The sequence below is a fragment of the Sphingobacterium ginsenosidimutans genome, from assembly GCF_039536865.1.
GTDB lineage: Bacteria > Bacteroidota > Bacteroidia > Sphingobacteriales > Sphingobacteriaceae > Sphingobacterium > Sphingobacterium detergens.
This window is the reverse complement of record NZ_BAAAZK010000002.1, coordinates 1,711,713-1,730,196: the sequence shown is the minus strand read 5'-3', so window position 1 is coordinate 1,730,196 and position 18,484 is coordinate 1,711,713. Positions and strand designations below refer to the sequence as shown.

The window sequence follows — 18,484 nt, the reverse complement described above, 5'->3', positions numbered from 1 at the left end:
AAGATAAATTCGACGATGACACCAGTATGTCAATAGTTGTCGAGAATGGCTATTTATTGTTAATAAGCTTCTGGCTTTTTTGTTTCAATCATCCAGTATAAGATACTGCCGATAATATTGAAAAGGAAAACAACCACAACCCAAAGAAGTTTCTTGTCATTAGTAAACTTATTGTTGGTAACAATATTGTATAGTGTATAAATGACCAAGAACTGCGGAATAAACAAGAGGAGAAGAATGAGTTCTTGGGTTCCAATGTTTAAAAATAAAAGGTTCATATCCAAATCGGTTATAGCTAATAATTAGGTTATTAAGTTAATAGTATTAACACTAATATAATGAATTTAGTTTTGTAATTGTTCGCCTTATTGGGTTTTATCGTAATTCAAAATATCTTATTGAATAAGAGATAGATTAAGGCAGTAGGGGGGCTCAGATAATTCTGGGATATTCTAAAATAAAAAAATCCTCCTGAGATTTTATACTCAGGAGGATTTAAGTGCGGAAGAAGGGACTCGAACCCCCACGCCTTGCGGCGCCAGATCCTAAGTCTGGTGCGGCTACCAATTACGCCACTTCCGCATTAGGATTTCTTTGATGTCGCAAATATATAAACCTCAGCGATATCTTGCAAGTATTCTGCTTACATTCGTTGTACAGGGCAGATTATGAGTTAGATATTTTTAATGTGGGCTTTTCTGGTAATGAATGGACTTTATTGTTCCTCTTTTTTAAGCTATCGAACTTGACAGGTTTAGGTTGTTATATTAGGTCTTCAAAAAAATATTTTTTTGTCGTTGTGGAATTTGAAAATTTGCTGCATCCCTTTCTTGAAAAAATCGAATTGAGCGAAACTAAATCAATAAGTTTGTTTGATTTAATTTCTTTATTTTTAAATAAACTATAGCCAATAGCATTAAATATGAACTGGAGACTCTTCGCAATTAGCCTTTTAGCATTTTTTTATTCAACAGCCTTGCTTGGCCAAACTAATTTGTTTGACGGCAAACGTCGATCTTCTGAATATTACATTTATAAACTCAGCCCTGAAGTTTTAAAAAAGATCCATATTGATAAAGTGAAATTTGAAGAGTCGATGCTTACAGATTTTGTACTTAAAACTAAAAAAGAAGAAAGGCGAGTAGATCTACCCAGGGGGAACTATGTACAGGTTCGGGCTGAGGAAAGCAATCTGCTGTACCGCGAATTTGTTGTGGATGATCTATATGCTAAAATCATACCAGGGGAGAAATTTGCGGTCTGTTTATATGATTCATTGGGCAAGCTGATCACAGATGCAAAACTGAATTTAGGCAAACATCGCATGTCCTATGACAAAAGGCATAGTTACTATAGTACCAAAAATGCTCACGATGGTGATATTGTTAAGATTTTACATAAAGGTGTTTATCACTATCTCAGTGTAGAAAAAAACTCGTCCTATAAATATAGACAATCCCTATGGAGAGGCTTGAAGAATAGCTGGGTACGTACGAAATATCGGATTGGTAATATTTTTCGTAAGAAAAATCCCCGTGGAACACAGCGTTTTATAGTGTTTAATAAACCTATGTATAAACCAAATGATCAGGTCAAATTTAAAGCTTATCTCGAAAAAGGGAAATGGAAACCCTATAGAGATTCAGTTAACGTACGACTAATGGGTGGATATGGATTTGCCAAAGATACTGTTTTGACTAGGCTCGGACCATATCGTCCGGGAATGTATAGCTATTCTTTTGACCTGAATGCTGGATTAGGACTTATGTTGGATAAATCGTACCAGATTGTATTGGAATCGACCAGAGACAAAGAAATATTACATCAAGAAGTATTACATTATGAAGATTATGAGCTAAAAAGCATCACCTTTAGCATGAAAACCGACAAAACTATTTATGCTAAAGGTGACAGTATCCGTTTAAAATTAAAAGCTGTAAATGAAAACGATATGCCAATTTACGATGGCAAGGTAGAATTAACGGTTTTGCCCATGCCACAATTTTCCGCAAGTATGAAATCTAATCGTGTAAATTTTGTTCCCGATACACTCTGGAATACAAGCATATCGCTCACGGAAGTAGCTGAAAAAGAAGTCATATTGCCCGATACTATTTTTCCAGCAGATATTGGTCTTTCTTTTCAGGTAATTGGCACCTATCTGAGCTCAGATAATGAGCGATATAGCGAAACACTTGATCTTTCCGTGTTGGAAACAGAAAAGGAAATTCAACTCTCAACCAATGATGGAATTGCCGAAGCAAAATATTTTGAGCGGGGGATAGAAAAAATAGGAACTGCAAAAGTTCAGGTCTTTGGCGAAAGCGGTGAAATTTTAAGAACAGAAAACAGCAAGCTACCCGCAACTATTCCGCTTCCTTGGCAGGCCTCGGGCATAACTGTTGAAACAAACGGAATAACCAAGACAATAGATCTGGAGGATGAACAAAAAAGACAATTGAGCTATCGGTTTTATCGCGCTGCTGATTCTGTGATATTAAATGTCCATAACCCTGCTGCTATCCCTTTTTGGTATCAGGTACGCAAGGCAAAAAGAACCATTGCTTCGGGTTATACAACTCAATTAAATCAGGCATTTGCCGGAAAAGGAAACGATGGCTATAGTATGCAGATTACGTATCTCTTTGGGGGAAGGTCACAGGTGATTAAGGAAGAGCTACCTTTTATACAGAAAAAACTGAATCTGGACATCAATACAGCAACAACAGTTTATCCGGGCCAGAAAGCCGAAGTACAGTTGTCCGTAACAGATATGACAGGTAAGCCGGTCAAGGATATTGACATTACTGCATATGGTTTTACCTCAAAATTCAAGAATACCAGATTCCCGAATATTCCCATTGGAGGTCTGATGCGGAGTGCAAGACCAATTCAAAATGACGACTTTGACTTGGATGAGGAGCAGATACAGCACAATAAAGCATTAAAAGATTGGGCGAGATGGTCGAAGGAAATGCAATTGGATACAATTGCTTTCTATCAATTCCTATTTCCAGCTAATTATTATGAGGCAACGCGGCCGCTCACAGGAAATCAAAGCCAACTTTCTCCGTATATCGTGGTAGATGGTCAAGTACAGGGGGTACACATGTTATGGATCGACGGTACTTTGATCTACTCAAGGCAGACACAACATCAGGCTGATTATATCTTTGCAATTTATCCCGGGCAGCATGATCTCCGTTTTAGAACCAAGGATAGGGAGATCTCTGTCAAGGGCTTTTATGTTGAAAAAGGAAAAAGAATAGTAGCCTCTTTTAATGCTGCGCGAGATACTGTTTTTTCCTATTCGGACAAGACATTGCGACAAGGACAGATTATAACACGTATGCTTCCCAAAGAACAGATCGGAAATCTTGGTACTGCTGAAATCAATGAACTAAAAAAACAGCTTATTTCAGTAACGAATAACTTTGGCGCTTGGCAATTACCTAATCTAAACGCGCAGATCGAGCTACCTGCCTTTATCCAGACGGCAGGTGATCTTTATTATTTAAATCCTGAATCAAATACCATTTATAACAATAAGTTGAGAACCCAGGTTCCTTTACCTGTATTGGTAGGCCCTTTCCCAAGAACAGACATATATAATAATATTCCAAAAGTAGCTGCGCTAATCGTAGATACGACAAAAATTGGACGTTTTGAAATTGAAGGCGGGTACCAATACACTCTTTACCGGGACTATCAAAAACTCAAAAACTGGGATGCAAATTATATTCGCAAAGACGCCTATGATTTTAAGCCAAAACTGACTTTCGATGAAAAAATATGGGCGGTTGGAGACATCAGGAAAAACGTAGCCGATAAATTTTCTCAGCTCATGCAAAATAGTGGCGGACTGGCACAATTTGTTACGATAAAAAAGGACCCAAAGTCCAAAGTATTTAATCTAAATCTGATCCTGGGAAAGGATTCAGACAGAAAAGACGTTAAGCCAACATTGATTTTTATCGAGCCAGCAAAAGAGGCCGATCGCGGTTATTTTAGGTTGTATTATGGCGCTGAACGTAATTTCAATAACCTGCCTGTCAACGATATTATAGTACATATTGTTAAAGATGATTCTACATCATACAGCCTACCAGTAAAGTTAAAGCCTCATGGTAAAAACTATCTAAAATTAGATGCTATTTCGTGGAGCCAAACATCAGATATTGCCGCTTTAGCTTACAAACTTGTTCGTGATGAAACCACTATACAGCGGGTGGCAAATCCGTTGCGGGATTCTATTCAGTATGAAGTAACGGGAGTGGAGACAGGACTAAAATTAGATCGGGCAGGTTTTATTGCCAAACGTAAGGATAAACAGCAAACGAGGGTTTTGGTATATCAGGGTGATACACCTCTGATAGGTGCGACAGTAAAAGTACAAGGATCGAAGCAAGGATATGTTACGAATTTTGAAGGAAGTGTTGAATTGAATCTTACGGAGTCAAACGATGCTACCCTAGAGATTGTCTCAGTTGGTTATATTGCCTCGATTGTAAAGGTTTCTACTGGCAAGGATTATTTTGTTGAATTGCGACCATCTGAAAATAATTTAGAGGAGGTGGTTGTCGTAGGTTACGGAATTCAAAGGAAGCAAGCAATGACAGGATCAGTAACGACGATCAGCTCACAGCATATGGAAAATAATATTTCACAATCCTTACAGGGACGTGTTGCGGGAGTGACCATTCGTGGGAGCAATACTGGCGGAAATGCCCGGCCATTGATATTAGTAGATGGAGTACCTTATACGGGGGATCTTTCTAACCTTGCTCCAGGAACCATTGCTTCATTGAATACCATAAGAGATCAGTCTATGGTTGCACTTTATGGATCAAGCGCTGCGAATGGCGTAATCATGGTACAAACGAAAAGTGGCAGTGCGGCGGTTTCGCCAGCACCCATCACTATGCCATACCTGGAATCTGTAAATGCCATGCGCGTCAATTTTCATGATGACGCTTTCTGGCAGCCTAAACTAACAACTGACGCCATGGGTAAGGCGAGCTTTGATATTTCCTATCCTGATGATATCACAAACTGGAAGACTTTTTTTATCGCTAAAGGGGCAAAAGATTTTACAGATACTAAGGAACTGCAAATTAAATCCTTCAAAGCTGTTTCAGCCCATCTGGCTATCCCGCGATTCGCTATTCGGGGTGATCGATTTATGGCGATGGGACGGATCGTTAATTATCTACTAGATACTTTGGAGGTATCCCGGACCATTAATAATGGGATTAATTCAACTGTAGCGAAACTAAAAATAGGTAAATCATATCGCGATCCCTTCGCTGTTCAGGTTGCCGAAGGAGACAGTGTGCGGCTTTCCTATTCTATTGGACTTTCCAATGGTTACTTTGATGGCGAAAAACGAAGTATTCCTGTTTGCGAGAAAGGACTTGAACAACATCAGGGAGATTTTAAAGTACTCAATGATTCCAATCCTTATGAACTAAAAACATCCTCTGCATTAGGTGAGATTACAGTGCATGCAGAAGCAAATTCATTGGAATTGGTCCAACGGGAAATCGAGCAGATAGGAACTTATAAATATTTGTGTAATGAGCAACTGGCATCTAAATTAAGTGCGCTCCTTTCGAAAAAAATGCTTTCGACTCTTTTGAGCAAACCTTTTGGAGAGGAAAAAAAGATACTCAGTCTCTTAAAGGAATTACGAAAAAACAGGAACACGAGTGGAGGCTGGGGCTGGTGGAACAAAAGTGAAACCACTCCGTGGATCAGTAATTATGTGGTCAGTGTGCTATTGGATGCCGAAGATGCAGGTTATAAAACCGTGCTGGATAGAAGTAAATATATTGAACAGGAGGAATTGAATCTTAAAAATAGTTTAGCTTCGCTGGAGGTGCTTTTAGATAAAGATAGATTAACGGTAGCGAAAGAAAACTTGTTTAGTTCCTTGGTTTTTCTAAATCGTTTGGATCCCAAAGCAAACTATAAGGAGTATTTCTACACGATCGATAAAAGGCTAAAAAGTAAAACTATCAAAGATAAATTATTACGTGCTTTGTTGATTTCTAAATTGGGGATTACAAACGAACTCGGTATTGCTGATACTGTACTCCAATATGCGTCAAAAACTATTTTAGGAGGAATGTATTGGACGAATAGACAGCTTGCGGATCAGCAACTGGGAGTATTCCTTCGTCCTAATGAGACTAATACCGAGAATACCTTATTGGCATACCGAGTTTTAAAAACAATTGGGGAGCAAGAGTCAGTGCTGGAGCAAATACGAAACTATTTTTTCGCACAGCGGCAACAAGGCAGTTGGAGTAATATATATGAGTCTTCACGTATTATACAAACCATCCTTCCTGATTTGTTGAAAGCCAATGGGACGACTTTTCAAGCTCCAGTAGCAATAGTCAATGGCAAACGTGTAACTACATTCCCGTATACCCAGAAATTTGCGCCATCAGATCAGGTTAAAGTTAGTAAGGAGGGAACAGGACCATTATTTGTTACCGCATATCAGCGCTTTTGGAATCCGAATCCTACTATTGAGACAACGAAAGGTTTCAAGATCTCTACACGATTTAAGGGCAATTCGGGACAGGGTAATTTGTTAAAAGAGGGAAAGCCGGTCAAACTCGAAGTTTCGCTAGAGTTAACCGGCGAAGCCGAATATGTACAGATTGAAGTGCCAATTCCAGCGGGTTGCTCCTATGAGAGCAAATTAAATGGATATTATTGGAAAGAAGCACATCGTGAACATTTCAAAGATCGCGTTGTTATCTTTTGCAATAAACTGAGCAAAGGGGCACACTTATTTGAGATTGACTTATTGCCACGTTATACCGGAACTTATACATTGAATCCGGCTAAAGCAGAACTGATGTATTTTCCTGTTTTTTATGGAAATGAAAAGCTGAAAGAAATAGAAGTAAATTAACAATTACAAAATAGATGATGAAAACAATGCTCAAATGGTTATTGTATGCCACAGTTGTATTTTTAGCTCTTTGTGCATTGAGCTATCATAATGATACAGATAATGATGGTAGCCTTAGTTTCGGTTTCCCATTAGTGATTTATCATAAAGCAGTCTATGTTTTTTTCGTAACAACTAATTCAATTGGACAGTTAACGGAATTTCACCCCTGGCACTTTTTCATAGATGTTGTTTTTGCCTTTGCTGTTTCCCTTGTATTTACTACTGTGGGTCGCTGGCTAAAAAAAAGAAAGCATAATAATCGTAATGGAATAACACCGATGTTTTAAAATATAAAGATGACTATAAAAAATTTAACATTCATTTTTATCTTGTGCCTGGCAATTTATGCACATGGTCAACAATTAGCTATTAAAGAATTGCAGTATCTTCCGTATAATGGTATCGCCATGGAGGAACTTTGTTAGATTAAAGGTTCGGTCAAATCAGTACAAATTACCCTTACAGAGTTTCAGTCTGTAACCATGGTCAATTCGCTGGATAAAAAACAGATTTATGCTATCCATACGACTATTGATGGTAGACTAAAATTTATGCACTATCTTTTTTTAACATCTGTTTTCCAGGCCTCAAACTTATTGCGTAAGGCAGTTATAGCATTGACATTTTCATTTTCTCCGGTTACGACTAGATTGATTGATAAATTTTGAGGATCATCACTTGGTTTTGCGACTGGATAGCTTCATAACGGTTACTGTCTAAAATGAACAAAAAAAGACTATATTAAAGTTAATTCATTTTTTTAATAACAACCATACTTCCAAATTGAAAACTATTCAATTTGATTATCAGCTAATTATTTATCGCTACCAAAAACAGCCTGAAGATAGAGATGCTTTTCTCAATATCGGATGTAAATTGGATCCCGTGCCTGTTTAATGGTTGTGTATGATAGAAGATATCAGCTTGAAGTTAATGTTGGAAATCTTGGCGATTGAAGAGTCGTAGTTATTGCTGGCAGGCATGACTATATCAGGTAGGGTTATATCAAAGATAACGAGTTGCAGCTATTTATGACAATACTTTTATTGCCGATGTTCTTGCCGATAGGCAATCGGAGATTTTCCGGTTTGCTGTTTAAAATAGCGGTTGAAGTTCGAAAGATTGTTAAATCCTGAGCTCGTACAGATGGCAGAGACACTCTCATTTCCGTCACGCAATAGCTTACAGGCATGTTCGATTCTAACTTCAATGAGAAAGTCAAAATAGCTTCTTCCGGTACGAGACTTAAAATAGTGGCAAAAAGCATTCGGAACCATGTATACTATACCGGCAATGTCACTTAGCTTGATGTCTTTGTAAAAATTGTCCATGGTGTACAAGTAGATCCTGCTTAAACGTGTTTCGTCTATTTTCTTAAAGGGTTTGATAGCGTCATTTTCGTAGCTCTGGGGAATATCTTGGCTTGCACTGATTTCATTTATTAGCAGTAGTAACAAAGGGAGCTGTTCGTAGCTTTTACAGCTTTCTAGCTTCTTGAGCTTCCTTATTGCAAGCGTTTTTGTCCGTCCTTCGAGTTGCAATCCGACCTTTGAAGCGGTTAGTAGCTTGCTTAATAAATTGTTTTCAGGGAGATTGAGGAAATCTTGCCCTAATTTGTTGGGATCAAAATGTAATGTGAACAGCTTGAGAGGTACCGGCGTCCTGCCGTGCTTCATGGCATAGTCATAATAGCGGTTCGTTTCGAATTTGAACATGTGTGGCGCATTTGCGCCAATGAGGATGATCGTACCGCTGGAAATTCTTTTGGACGATTGACCTATTGAAAAAGTTCCCTCCCCCGAACAGATATAAATCAGCTCGAGTTCACGATGACTATGGAAGCTGTTTGCGGCATGGTAAACATCAGCCGTAGCTAAGGTAAACATCGAGTTTTTCGTTAGGATGGTCTGCCCAAAGTAGTTTTCCATTTATATAATATAAATACAAATATTCTTATGATGTAAATAAAATTATTAAAATAATATCAGTTTGTCTTAATATTTAACAAATGACTTCAAAAAATGCAGCCTAACTTCGTATAAAATAATGGTATAATGAACAACAACAGATTTACAATGCGCCTGATTGAAGCCTCTATTGAGGATATTGATTTGGTAGGAGGGAAGAGTGCTTCCTTAGGAGAAATGTTACAGCATTTGAAACCTTTAGGAGTAAATATTCCCGATGGATTTATTGTGACCAGTCAGGCTTACTTTCAGTTTATCACCGACAATCAACTGGATCAGAAAATCAAAGATATACTGAAGGGTGTTGACAGTACAAACCTGCGGGAGCTGACCAGTTGTGGGGCTAGGATCAGAACATTGATTCAGCAAGGTATTTTCTCGTCGGCAATGGAACAGGAGATCCTGGTCGCCTATGAAGCGCTTATCGGTTTAGAGCATATACAGGACTTTGGTGTTGCGGTCCGTTCTTCTGCTACCGCTGAAGATCTCCCTGATGCCTCATTTGCTGGTCAGCAGGATACCTATTTAAATATTAGGGGGCGGCAAGATCTGTTGGTAGCGATTAAAAATTGTTTTGCCTCTCTTTTCACGGATCGAGCGATCAGTTATAGAGAAGCATTTAATTTTGGACATTTTAATATCGGACTTTCTGTATGCATACAACAGATGGTACGATCCGATTTAGGGGCTTCAGGAGTTGCTTTTTCTATTGATACAGAAAGTGGTTTTAAAGATGCCGTGATTATCAATGGATCCTATGGATTGGGCGAACTTCTTGTTCAGGGGATGGTGAATCCGGACGAATTTATTGTATACAAGCCCTTGTTAAAAAGAGGTTACGCATCGATTGTAGAAAAGAAGCTAGGGAGCAAACAATTACAGATGATTTACAGTGTTTCAGGAAGTGAAACAGTGAAGGTGATCGATACGCCAGTGGAAAGCACGGAGCGATTTTGTCTAAGCGATGCGCAAATCCTTCAGTTATCCAAATGGGTGTGTATTATTGAAGAGTATTATACCGCACTCAAAGGGAAATGGTGTCCTATGGACGTAGAATGGGCTCTTGATGGTTTGAAAGGCGATTTATATATTGTTCAGGCAAGACCTGAGACCATTCATTCACTAAAAAAATCCAATTGTATCACGGAATACAAAATCAATGCGAAAAATAGGTCCTCGCAGGTTCTGCTAAAAGGTATTGCGGTGGGAGACAAGATTGCTTCCGGGAGAGTTCATAATTTCAAAGGCGTCAATAAGCAAAATATACAAGAGATCAACTTTAATACAGGTGATATCATGGTTGCGGAGATAACCGATCCCGACTGGGAGCCAATTATGAAAAAGGCAGCTGCAATAATTACCAACAAAGGTGGGCGGACATGTCATGCTGCTATTGTTGCCCGTGAATTGGGGGTGCCCGCTATCGTGGGCTGTGATGGAGCGACAGAAACATTGCTTACCGGACAGGAAGTTACTGTTTCATGTGCAGAAGGGGATACCGGGTTCATTTACCAAGGACAGATTCCATATAGTAAGCATGAACATGATCTTTCTGACCTACCTGATGTGAGTACGCCAATAATGATGAATATTGGATCCCCGGACATCGCCTTTCAATATGCGGAGTATCCGGCAAAAGGAGTAGGTTTGGCACGGGAGGAATTTATTATCAACAACTATATCAAGATTCATCCGATGGCGCTCTTAAAACATCGGGAACTGAATGATATCGAATTGAGCAACTACATCAGTTCGCTTATTACCGGTTATGCCGATGAGCAGCAATATTTCATTGAAAAGCTGTCCTACGGAATCGGTAAAATCGCTTCGGCCTATTATCCAAATAAGGTAATCGTTCGTTTTTCAGATTTTAAAACTAATGAATACTATAATATGCCCGGTGGAAAGCACTTTGAACCCGGAGAGGAAAATCCAATGATTGGTTGGAGGGGAGCTTCGAGATATTATTCAGCGGCCTATAAGGAGGCCTTTGGGATGGAATGTAAAGCGATAAAAAGGGTTCGCGAAATAATGGGGCTAGACAATGTCGTTGTTATGATCCCATTTTGCCGTACAGTAGATGAGTTGCTGCGGGTTTATCAGGTGATGGATGAATTTGGTCTTAAACGGGGCCAAAAGGGTATGGAGGTTTATCTGATGGCGGAAGTTCCTTCCAATATCATCCTCGCTGAAGAGTTCGCTCGTTATATCGATGGATTCTCCATTGGATCGAATGATCTTACCCAGTTGGTACTTGGATTGGATCGCGATTCGGCCTTAGTCTCCGGTTTATATAATGAGCGCAATGCTGCGGTCAAAATAATGATTGCGAACCTTATTCGCACTGCAAAGAGACAGGGAGTCAAGGTAGGTATCTGCGGTCAAGGTCCATCCGACTATCCAGATTTTGCCCAGTTTCTGGTCGAAGAAGGTATAGATTCTATTTCCGTTACACCCGATTCCTTTATGAAAACAGTGAAAGCCGTCAAGGAAATCGAAGAGAAGTTGGTCGCCTATTAACGCGAAAAATGCTCTCGGGATCAAAATCTCGGGAGTATCTCTTATATAAAAATTATTCTACTGTGATTTTTCCTATAGTTACTTGAATTCTGTCAGATTTGCTAAATCCGGGAAAAATGATACCTGCTCTTCTCCGCAGAGAAAAGCATTCGAAATTTTTCAGCAGTGTCGCCTTGGAGCTGTTTACACTCGAAACTTTTATAAATCAAGATAAGATGTTTAAAAGCAATTATTAAATACGAAGAACAAGCCTGTTCAATGAGGCTTAATGGAATATGTCGTATATTGCCATCCGATTTAAACCAAATAAGTATTCAATGAAAAGATTGTTTTATATAATTTTAGCCGCCGCTCTGGTGTTTGGTGGTTGTGCCGGCATAAAAGGTAAGTCTGATAACGCAGGCTGGAAACCATTATTTGATGGAAAGGATATTAATGATTGGTTTGTCAAAATTCATCACCATGAAGTTGGTGAGAATTATGGGAACACCTTTAGGGTTGAAGATGGAATTATTAAAATCAGATACGATCAATATGGTGATTTCAATGATCAGTTTGGTCATTTATATTATAAAACACCGTTTTCTTATTATCACTTAAAATTTGAATATCGGTTTGTGGGTGATCTTCACAAAGGAGCACCTTCGTATACATTGCGCAATAGTGGTGTCATGTTTCATTCACAAGATCCCCGCACGATGCTGAAAGAACAAGATTGGCCCATCTCTGTAGAAATGCAGCTTTTGGGCGGATTAAGTGATGGCGAGCCACGGCCTACAGGTAATATGTGTTCTCCGGGGACTAACGTGGTTTACAAGGGTAAGATCGCTTCTTCACATTGTTTAAATTCGACTTCCAAGACCTATGATGGTGATCAATGGGTTAAGGGAGAATTGATAGTATTGGGTGATTCACTTATTAAACATATTATTAACGGCGATACCGTTCTTGAATACTCAAAACCGCAGATCGGAGGGGGAACAGCAAATGGGTATGACCCCAAAATTAAGATTGATGGTAAGTTGTTGAGTAGCGGATTTATCGCCTTGCAGAGTGAGGGGCAACCAGTAGATTTTAAGAATATCTGGATCAAAGAGCTCCCTAAGCCAAGAAGGTAAAGATTGCTATACTTTAGCCCTTGGTTTCATGTACTAACAATTTTGTAAGTCCTTTTATTGCTATCTATTGATGGGTACCTTTGAAAATACAAAACTTAGCAATATGGATTTAAAAAATAACATCATCGGTTTTCATCATATATCTATTAAAGCTAAGGACTTTGAGCATACTGTGGATTTTTATAAGAATTTTGGTTTCGAAATAGTACACAGCTGGTCCTTACCCGATTTCAATTTAGAAAAATGTGTTATGCTTCATAACAGAGCCATCAATTATTATTTGGAGATATGTGATGAAAATGCAGCTATACCAACACAGGGCAGAAAAAGAAGACCGGATGACGAATACATAGAAAATGCTTTGCTTCATATATGTTTCGTTGTGAAAGATGCGGATGCGGCAAGAAAACAAGCCCTTGAATATGGGGCCAAAGACCTAAGTCAAGGCTTGTTTGAGCTAGATTTATCAAATGGTACAAAAACTATTCCTGTGAGAAATAGTTTGGTATACAGTCCTAATGGGGAAGTGATAGAGTTTCTGGAAAAAATAGATTTTGGTTAATCTTGATCATGAAATGCGGAAAGGTCTATTAGAATTTTTTCGAGCTTCAGGCCTTTATCTGTCAATGAATATATCGACGAAACCTTGCTTTTATTCTTTAAAATTAATCCATCCGCCATTAATTCGTTCAATTGTTTAGAAAGCGTTCGGTCGCTTATTTCAGGTAGAAGGAGTTTGAACTCCGAATAGCTTGTCTCGGTTTTAAGCAGTTTGAATAAAATGGAAAGCTTCCAGCGTCCGCTAATTAATGATAATGTCTTAAAGGCACTGCAATATTGTTGGAGTGCTTTTTCATTGACGGCATTGGTCGAATTTTCTTTACGCATACGTATTATATCTTGAAAGACCACGTTTTTGTTCATTGTTATCCCACAGTGCGGTGATCATCATTCACTTATTAAACATCGTTTATTTTACTTTTTTTGTACAGAAATGAAAATTTTATAGTTTCCTTTTAAATCTTGTGCACCGCGTTCTGCCGTGGGATAGGGGGCAACATTCTGTAATGTAACGGTATAGCCGTTAAAATAAGTAGATTTCTGATAATCCCTTGTTTGCATATCCGTTGTCGCGAGATTCAAAATTACGGGTTTGGTAGCCTTATCCGTTAATTCAATTTCGGCAACAGCAACTCCGGCCCATATACAATCCACCCCTTCGGGGCAACGGCTTTCTTCTACAATACGGTTGAATTTAATCTGCAATGGATATTCTTTCAATATTTTTTGTTGTCCCTCAGTTAGATGTATACTTTCTACTTCTTTTCCATAAGTATTAACAGTCTTTTGGGAGATACAACTTGCCAGACTATAAATTCCTAAACTCAAAATGAGAACTTTATGTATCATAATTTTTCCTTGATTGAATTCACTAATAAAACTTTGTGTAATTATTGTCCAAAACTAAGCTATATTAAATGAAATTTTAGATATTGAAAATAACTAAAATTCTAGGATAGTTGATTTAAAAGAAACATGAATGTGAATTGTGGCTTATAGCCAAGTACATGAGCTGCCTTATCACTTCTGTATACTCGATCTATTGAGGTTGGAAAGTTCCAGCCTTTTTGTTTGTATATTTCAATGGCTTTGGGAATACGCTTAGTGATAATTTGCAAAGGATTAGATTTTAATTCAATTAAATCATCAACTTCAAAAGGGGATCCACTGGACACATTGAAAATCTGAAAATCTGTAAAGTTGAATTCAACACCGAGTCGAAGAGCTTCAGCGCCATCTCTTTCATCTAATCCCCTATACAAACGATGGTTTAACATGAGATTCTCAGGTTCGGGAAGGAATCTACCTACACGATAGACGCTAGTCATTATTTGTTCTTTTTCAAAAAAATCTCTACAGAGTTCTTCACAGGTTTGTTTTGTGATGTCGTAAATATCACGTGGTTGGATTGTTAGTTCTTCCGTAACCCATACCGCTTTTTCATCATCAACCATGGCGTTGCCATATATAGAAGTTGTGCTAGTAAAAAGAAATCGTTTTATACCGTTTTTTACACAGGCATTTAGCAAGTTTAATGTCCCCGTAATATTTGTATCTATAAAATGTTGTCGAATATAATTTAAATCCATATGTCTTCCATGTAGTGCTGCCGTATGAATAATTGCATCATAACCAACAGTAAATTCGATGACAGAATCAAGTTGTTGGATATCTAGAAAGTGATCTGTCGTGTTACTTTCCAATAAATCAATTCCTGTGACATGATGTCCCGCCTGACGTAGCGTCTGAACTGTTGTACTTCCTAGTTTTCCCGCTGAACCTGTTACTAATATGCGCATCTTTCTATTTTTTTTTGCGAATAAAAGTAAAGATATTACAAATACTATTTAAAATAGTGAAGCCAGATCATTGTCCTCTTCTCACTACATTTTTTACTAAGCTATCAGTTGTTCTTTTTTACAGAGATATTATATTCTAACGTTGATCATTTGAAGTCTATTTTAGAATGTTCTTCAGATGAGAAAAATGGATTATAGCAGAGAACAATAAAACGGATGAGATCATTATTAATCGATCTGCAGTTTAAGTATTTTATGCGGCTGGTTAGGTATTTTAACTTGTTTTATAACAGCGGCTTGGTTTTATAATATATAATTTTGATCTTTACCCAGTTATAAACGTAAAATTTGAGTCCTTTACACAACCTTCCTGAAGAAACACTGATTCTTTTATTGAAAAAAAAGAACCAACAGGCTTTTAGTTATCTTTATGATAACTATTCGGAGGCACTCTATGGAGTGGTGTGTCGTATGGTGGCTTCAAGTGAGCATGCCGAGGAAGTGATACAGGATGTATTTGTTAAGATCTGGAAGCATGTGGATCTTTTCGACGCTGAAAAAGGCAGGCTCTACACCTGGATGATCAGTATTGCCCGGAATACCGCCCTAGACTACCGAAAATCCAAGGCTGTGTTAAACGAACAAAAAAACCAACCGCTTTCAAATATCGTAAATAGTAAGGAAGAACAGGATCAGGCTCAAATCGAACAGAGCAGCAAAGCAGATTTTATTGGATTCAGAAATATTTTGGATAAATTAAAGCCTGAATGGCGTATCTTAATCGAGATGGCATACTATGAAGGCTATACGCAACAGGAAATTGCCGAACAGCTTGACGTTCCTTTGGGAACGGTCAAAACACGTACCAGAGCTGCGTTTTTACAGCTACAACAATTATTAAAGGAGTATCGTTAGTTTTGGATATTAAAGCATACATATCGTCAGGGATTATTGAATCATACGTTTTGGGGCTTGCTTCGGAAGAGGAAGTGAGCATCTTGAACTGTATTCGAAAAAATAATGTCGAAGTGGAACAGGCCATCGCCGAGGCGGAGAAAACGCTCGAAGAGTTGGCTGATATCCAAGCGATGGCTATGCCTGTGTCTCTAAAAGAGGATATCTGGAATAAGCTAAATACAGAAAATCTAGTTGCTGCTAATGATCTTTCCAAAGGAAAAGAGACTGAAATAGATAACAGTAGAAAACTGAATACGAAGGAGGATCCGAGTAATATAATTGTACCACGTAAGTCCTACAATTGGGCAATAGCCGCGAGCGTGTTGCTTGTACTCAGTGTCGGCGCTAATGTGTTGCTGTATCAGCAAAACAATGAAACGAAAGATAAACTGACAAAGACGAGTGCTTCGTTTGATCAGCAACAAGCGAGCTTAGCCACCTTACAAGATAAATGGCGCCTTGTGCAAAATCCTGCAATAAAAACAATTCCGCTAAAAGGGGTTGAAAATAAACCAGACCTTCATGCTTTGGTTTTTTGGGATCAACTTTCGAAAGCAGTGTACCTAAATCTTGAGCAGATGCCTGTTGCTCCTAAAGGTAAGCAATATCAATTGTGGGCAATGGTTGATGGTAAGCCGGTGAATGCGGGTGTATTTCCATTGGATGCAAAGGTAGATGGCACAAGCAAAATGCTGGACATACCCAAAGCGCAAGCTTTTGCTGTTACATTGGAGGATGAAGGCGGCAAAGATGTGCCTACGCTTAGTGAACTCTATGTTATGGGCGGTATCTAAAAAAATGCCCTGATTCGATAAACAAACCAGGACATGCTAAACAGATAAACTACGTTTTTTTTGTTATGCTTTAATAAATAAACCTGCAATATTAAGTACAGCTTCTGCAGAAAGTGGTTCATCAAAAGACTGGGTAGCCGCATTTGTTGATATTTTTCCCATAGTACTAGAGAGGCCTGTGATGTCCACTCCAGCTTGTGTAATATTGTTTTCACCAGCATATATAGGGTCTACAACTGCGCCGATACCGGTGTCATTGCTTCCTGTGATCCACGGTTTTTGATCAGTTGCACCTCCACCACGGGCCCGTCGCATCTGACGGATGTGGGAGGCATGTCTCGCTTCTACCGAATGAATCTGTAAAGCTGCTGTAAGCACAACACGATTACCGAGGAGTATACCAGCCTGTCCTTTGTATGCGCGTACCCCAGTATCTTCAAAAGCTTGTGCAACAGCTAAAAAGGTGTCGTAATTGCTAAAGACATTACCAAAAGTACCCCCAGCAGTAAAATCAAATGTAGGTTTGGAAACAGCTTTATTGCCAAGTACCTGTTTGAGGAAATTGACATGCGCAACTTCATGGTCGCGGATGGTGGTGATGGCACCAAGTGGTCTACCCGATGGAATAAGACCAGCTTTGGCAACCCCCATTGTATAGTATTCCGCTTCGAGATATTCCAAGGTCAAGGCGTAGTTAAGTACACCGTTGACGTCAGTGGGTGCGGTAGCCCCATAAGCCTTTTTAAAGAGTTCGCTGATTAAAAAAGGAATTGCCGCTAGCGTGACTTTTCCGCTTATAGAGGCCAGATTTTTGATAGCTTCACGACGTGGGCTGATGCGATCGCTAAATTCTGGATCTACAGCATTTATTTGGTCAAATACGTTTAAGAGATTCATGATAATTAGATTTTAAGTGAATTAATAGGTAGGTAGATCCTTTACATCTATTTTTGATTTGATAAATGGTGCCGCTGCACTCAAAACTACGCTAGGGCTCTTGGCCAGGTCAAGTCCATTGGAATCGACAACTTCCTGGTTGGCAAAACTACCATTGTCGATCATATCACGCACCCAAGCGGCATGTCTGGCTTCCACGGAAACGATTTTACCTGCTAAAAGGAGATATTTAGGATCTTTAATCAACCAACCGGCACCATTATAGGCCGAAACACCCAGATCTTCAAATGTTTTAGCGGTAGCTAAGACCGATGCTCGACTGCTAAAATTAATACCTGATAAGTTGAATTCAAGACTGGATATGGCTTTTGCTCCCAAAGCCACTTTAAAAAACTCTCGATGGGCAATCTCGTGGTCACGGATATCTGTAAAGAAGGCTTTTTCCATATCCGAAATGCCTGAATAAGGATTGTTGACCAACTGGATGTAAAAAGCAGCTTCAAGCTGTTCCAATGCATAGGCATAATTTAAGATGGCTATGTCCCCACTACCGAAGTACATGCCTTTACCACCATTATCCATATCGTCATCGCGATCTTTTTTACAGCTTGCCACGCTAAGAATGGCAAGTGAGGCGGCACTGGCGCCTGCAAATTTTAGAAAATCTCTACGTCCGAGATCTTTCTTTTCAAATTCACTATCGGAGGTCAATAGTGACTCATTGTTTGGTGTTATCTTTTTCATAACAAAAGTCTTTTAGTTTATAATTTTTCTGTACTTATAAGCATTTACGACTTTTTGGATTGCTTGGATTGCGGAGATTCTTTTTTTTTAAAAAAAAATTTGTACTGAAAAAATACCACTATCGCTTTTCCTATCAGAATGGATGTTGTCACCCTAA

Annotated in this window: 14 protein-coding genes and 1 tRNA gene; 7 read left to right on the top strand and 8 right to left on the bottom strand. The window is 38.8% G+C overall.

Features of this window, described 5'->3' with window-relative positions; translation table 11 throughout:
• Window positions 1–59 precede the first annotated feature (59 nt).
• Together ABFX33_RS07150 and ABFX33_RS07145 are read right to left on the bottom strand one after the other, a co-directional pair.
• Window positions 60–278 (bottom strand): PLDc N-terminal domain-containing protein, encoded by a 219-nt coding sequence (locus tag ABFX33_RS07150; RefSeq protein ID WP_120258917.1) that lies wholly within the window; start codon window positions 276–278, stop codon window positions 60–62.
• A 222-nt stretch (window positions 279–500) separates the two neighbouring features.
• Window positions 501–582: transfer RNA gene (locus ABFX33_RS07145), tRNA-Leu, on the bottom strand.
• Between the two features lie 340 nt (window positions 583–922).
• Between ABFX33_RS07145 and ABFX33_RS07140 the strand changes: the two genes are divergently transcribed.
• Window positions 923–6,928: an alpha-2-macroglobulin family protein gene (locus ABFX33_RS07140; RefSeq protein ID WP_346085177.1), complete on the top strand. Its 6,006-nt coding sequence runs from the start codon at window positions 923–925 to the stop codon at window positions 6,926–6,928.
• A 14-nt stretch (window positions 6,929–6,942) separates the two neighbouring features.
• Window positions 6,943–7,257, top strand: coding sequence for a hypothetical protein (locus ABFX33_RS07135; protein WP_346085176.1), 315 nt, complete (start codon window positions 6,943–6,945; stop codon window positions 7,255–7,257).
• Window positions 7,258–8,013: 756 nt separating this feature from the next.
• On the opposite strand, the gene ABFX33_RS07130 is transcribed toward ABFX33_RS07135, so the two are convergent.
• Window positions 8,014–8,898 (bottom strand): AraC family transcriptional regulator, encoded by an 885-nt coding sequence (locus tag ABFX33_RS07130; RefSeq protein WP_346085175.1) that lies wholly within the window; start codon window positions 8,896–8,898, stop codon window positions 8,014–8,016.
• 126 nt (window positions 8,899–9,024) lie between these two features.
• Here ABFX33_RS07130 and ppsA point away from each other — a divergent pair, with 126 nt between their 5' ends.
• The 3 genes from ppsA to ABFX33_RS07115 all read left to right on the top strand — a co-directional run bounded on the left by ppsA (window position 9,025) and on the right by ABFX33_RS07115 (window position 13,137).
• The gene (gene ppsA, locus ABFX33_RS07125; protein ID WP_346085173.1) at window positions 9,025–11,457 is read left to right on the top strand and encodes a phosphoenolpyruvate synthase; all 2,433 of its coding nucleotides are present in this window, start codon (window positions 9,025–9,027) and stop codon (window positions 11,455–11,457) included.
• Between the two features lie 317 nt (window positions 11,458–11,774).
• Window positions 11,775–12,575, top strand: a complete 801-nt coding sequence (locus ABFX33_RS07120) for a 3-keto-disaccharide hydrolase (protein WP_346085171.1) — start codon at window positions 11,775–11,777, stop codon at window positions 12,573–12,575.
• 103 nt (window positions 12,576–12,678) lie between these two features.
• Window positions 12,679–13,137 carry a VOC family protein gene (locus ABFX33_RS07115; protein WP_346085170.1) on the top strand — a complete coding sequence of 153 codons (459 nt, stop codon included), beginning with the start codon at window positions 12,679–12,681 and terminating at the stop codon, window positions 13,135–13,137.
• On the opposite strand, the gene ABFX33_RS07110 is transcribed toward ABFX33_RS07115, so the two are convergent.
• From ABFX33_RS07110 to ABFX33_RS07100, 3 genes are all read right to left on the bottom strand, one after another.
• Window positions 13,134–13,463: a winged helix-turn-helix transcriptional regulator gene (locus tag ABFX33_RS07110; RefSeq protein ID WP_346085168.1), complete on the bottom strand. Its 330-nt coding sequence runs from the start codon at window positions 13,461–13,463 to the stop codon at window positions 13,134–13,136. The two genes, ABFX33_RS07115 and ABFX33_RS07110, sit on opposite strands and share 4 nt — an antisense overlap.
• Window positions 13,464–13,550: 87 nt before the next feature.
• The gene (locus ABFX33_RS07105; RefSeq protein WP_346085166.1) at window positions 13,551–13,985 is read right to left on the bottom strand and encodes a hypothetical protein; all 435 of its coding nucleotides are present in this window, start codon (window positions 13,983–13,985) and stop codon (window positions 13,551–13,553) included.
• A gap of 101 nt (window positions 13,986–14,086) precedes the next feature.
• On the bottom strand, window positions 14,087–14,935 hold the full coding sequence (locus ABFX33_RS07100) for an NAD-dependent epimerase/dehydratase family protein (RefSeq protein ID WP_346085165.1): 849 nt from the start codon (window positions 14,933–14,935) through the stop codon (window positions 14,087–14,089).
• A gap of 348 nt (window positions 14,936–15,283) precedes the next feature.
• Here ABFX33_RS07100 and ABFX33_RS07095 point away from each other — a divergent pair, with 348 nt between their 5' ends.
• On the top strand, window positions 15,284–15,850 hold the full coding sequence (locus ABFX33_RS07095; RefSeq protein ID WP_257088197.1) for an RNA polymerase sigma factor: 567 nt from the start codon (window positions 15,284–15,286) through the stop codon (window positions 15,848–15,850).
• 2 nt (window positions 15,851–15,852) lie between these two features.
• A complete protein-coding gene (locus ABFX33_RS07090) occupies window positions 15,853–16,686 on the top strand; it encodes an anti-sigma factor (RefSeq protein ID WP_346085162.1) in 834 nt (277 codons plus the stop codon).
• A gap of 63 nt (window positions 16,687–16,749) precedes the next feature.
• Here ABFX33_RS07090 and ABFX33_RS07085 read toward each other — a convergent pair whose 3' ends face one another.
• Together ABFX33_RS07085 and ABFX33_RS07080 are read right to left on the bottom strand one after the other, a co-directional pair.
• Window positions 16,750–17,583 carry a ferritin-like domain-containing protein gene (locus tag ABFX33_RS07085; protein WP_346085160.1) on the bottom strand — a complete coding sequence of 278 codons (834 nt, stop codon included), beginning with the start codon at window positions 17,581–17,583 and terminating at the stop codon, window positions 16,750–16,752.
• 21 nt (window positions 17,584–17,604) lie between these two features.
• On the bottom strand, window positions 17,605–18,327 hold the full coding sequence (locus ABFX33_RS07080) for a ferritin-like domain-containing protein (protein WP_346085159.1): 723 nt from the start codon (window positions 18,325–18,327) through the stop codon (window positions 17,605–17,607).
• Window positions 18,328–18,484: the final 157 nt, after the last annotated feature.

Coding starts and splice junctions, on each gene's coding strand:
- ABFX33_RS07120 (WP_346085171.1), top strand. CDS start 11,775: ATGAAAAGATTGTTTTATATAATTTTAGCCGCCGCTCTGGTGTTTGGT.
- ABFX33_RS07100 (WP_346085165.1), bottom strand. CDS start 14,935: ATGCGCATATTAGTAACAGGTTCAGCGGGAAAACTAGGAAGTACAACA.
- ABFX33_RS07085 (WP_346085160.1), bottom strand. CDS start 17,583: ATGAATCTCTTAAACGTATTTGACCAAATAAATGCTGTAGATCCAGAA.
- ppsA (WP_346085173.1), top strand. CDS start 9,025: ATGAACAACAACAGATTTACAATGCGCCTGATTGAAGCCTCTATTGAG.
- ABFX33_RS07080 (WP_346085159.1), bottom strand. CDS start 18,327: ATGAAAAAGATAACACCAAACAATGAGTCACTATTGACCTCCGATAGT.
- ABFX33_RS07140 (WP_346085177.1), top strand. CDS start 923: ATGAACTGGAGACTCTTCGCAATTAGCCTTTTAGCATTTTTTTATTCA.
- ABFX33_RS07115 (WP_346085170.1), top strand. CDS start 12,679: ATGGATTTAAAAAATAACATCATCGGTTTTCATCATATATCTATTAAA.
- ABFX33_RS07130 (WP_346085175.1), bottom strand. CDS start 8,898: ATGGAAAACTACTTTGGGCAGACCATCCTAACGAAAAACTCGATGTTT.
- ABFX33_RS07105 (WP_346085166.1), bottom strand. CDS start 13,985: ATGATACATAAAGTTCTCATTTTGAGTTTAGGAATTTATAGTCTGGCA.
- ABFX33_RS07150 (WP_120258917.1), bottom strand. CDS start 278: ATGAACCTTTTATTTTTAAACATTGGAACCCAAGAACTCATTCTTCTC.
- ABFX33_RS07135 (WP_346085176.1), top strand. CDS start 6,943: ATGATGAAAACAATGCTCAAATGGTTATTGTATGCCACAGTTGTATTT.
- ABFX33_RS07110 (WP_346085168.1), bottom strand. CDS start 13,463: ATGCGTAAAGAAAATTCGACCAATGCCGTCAATGAAAAAGCACTCCAA.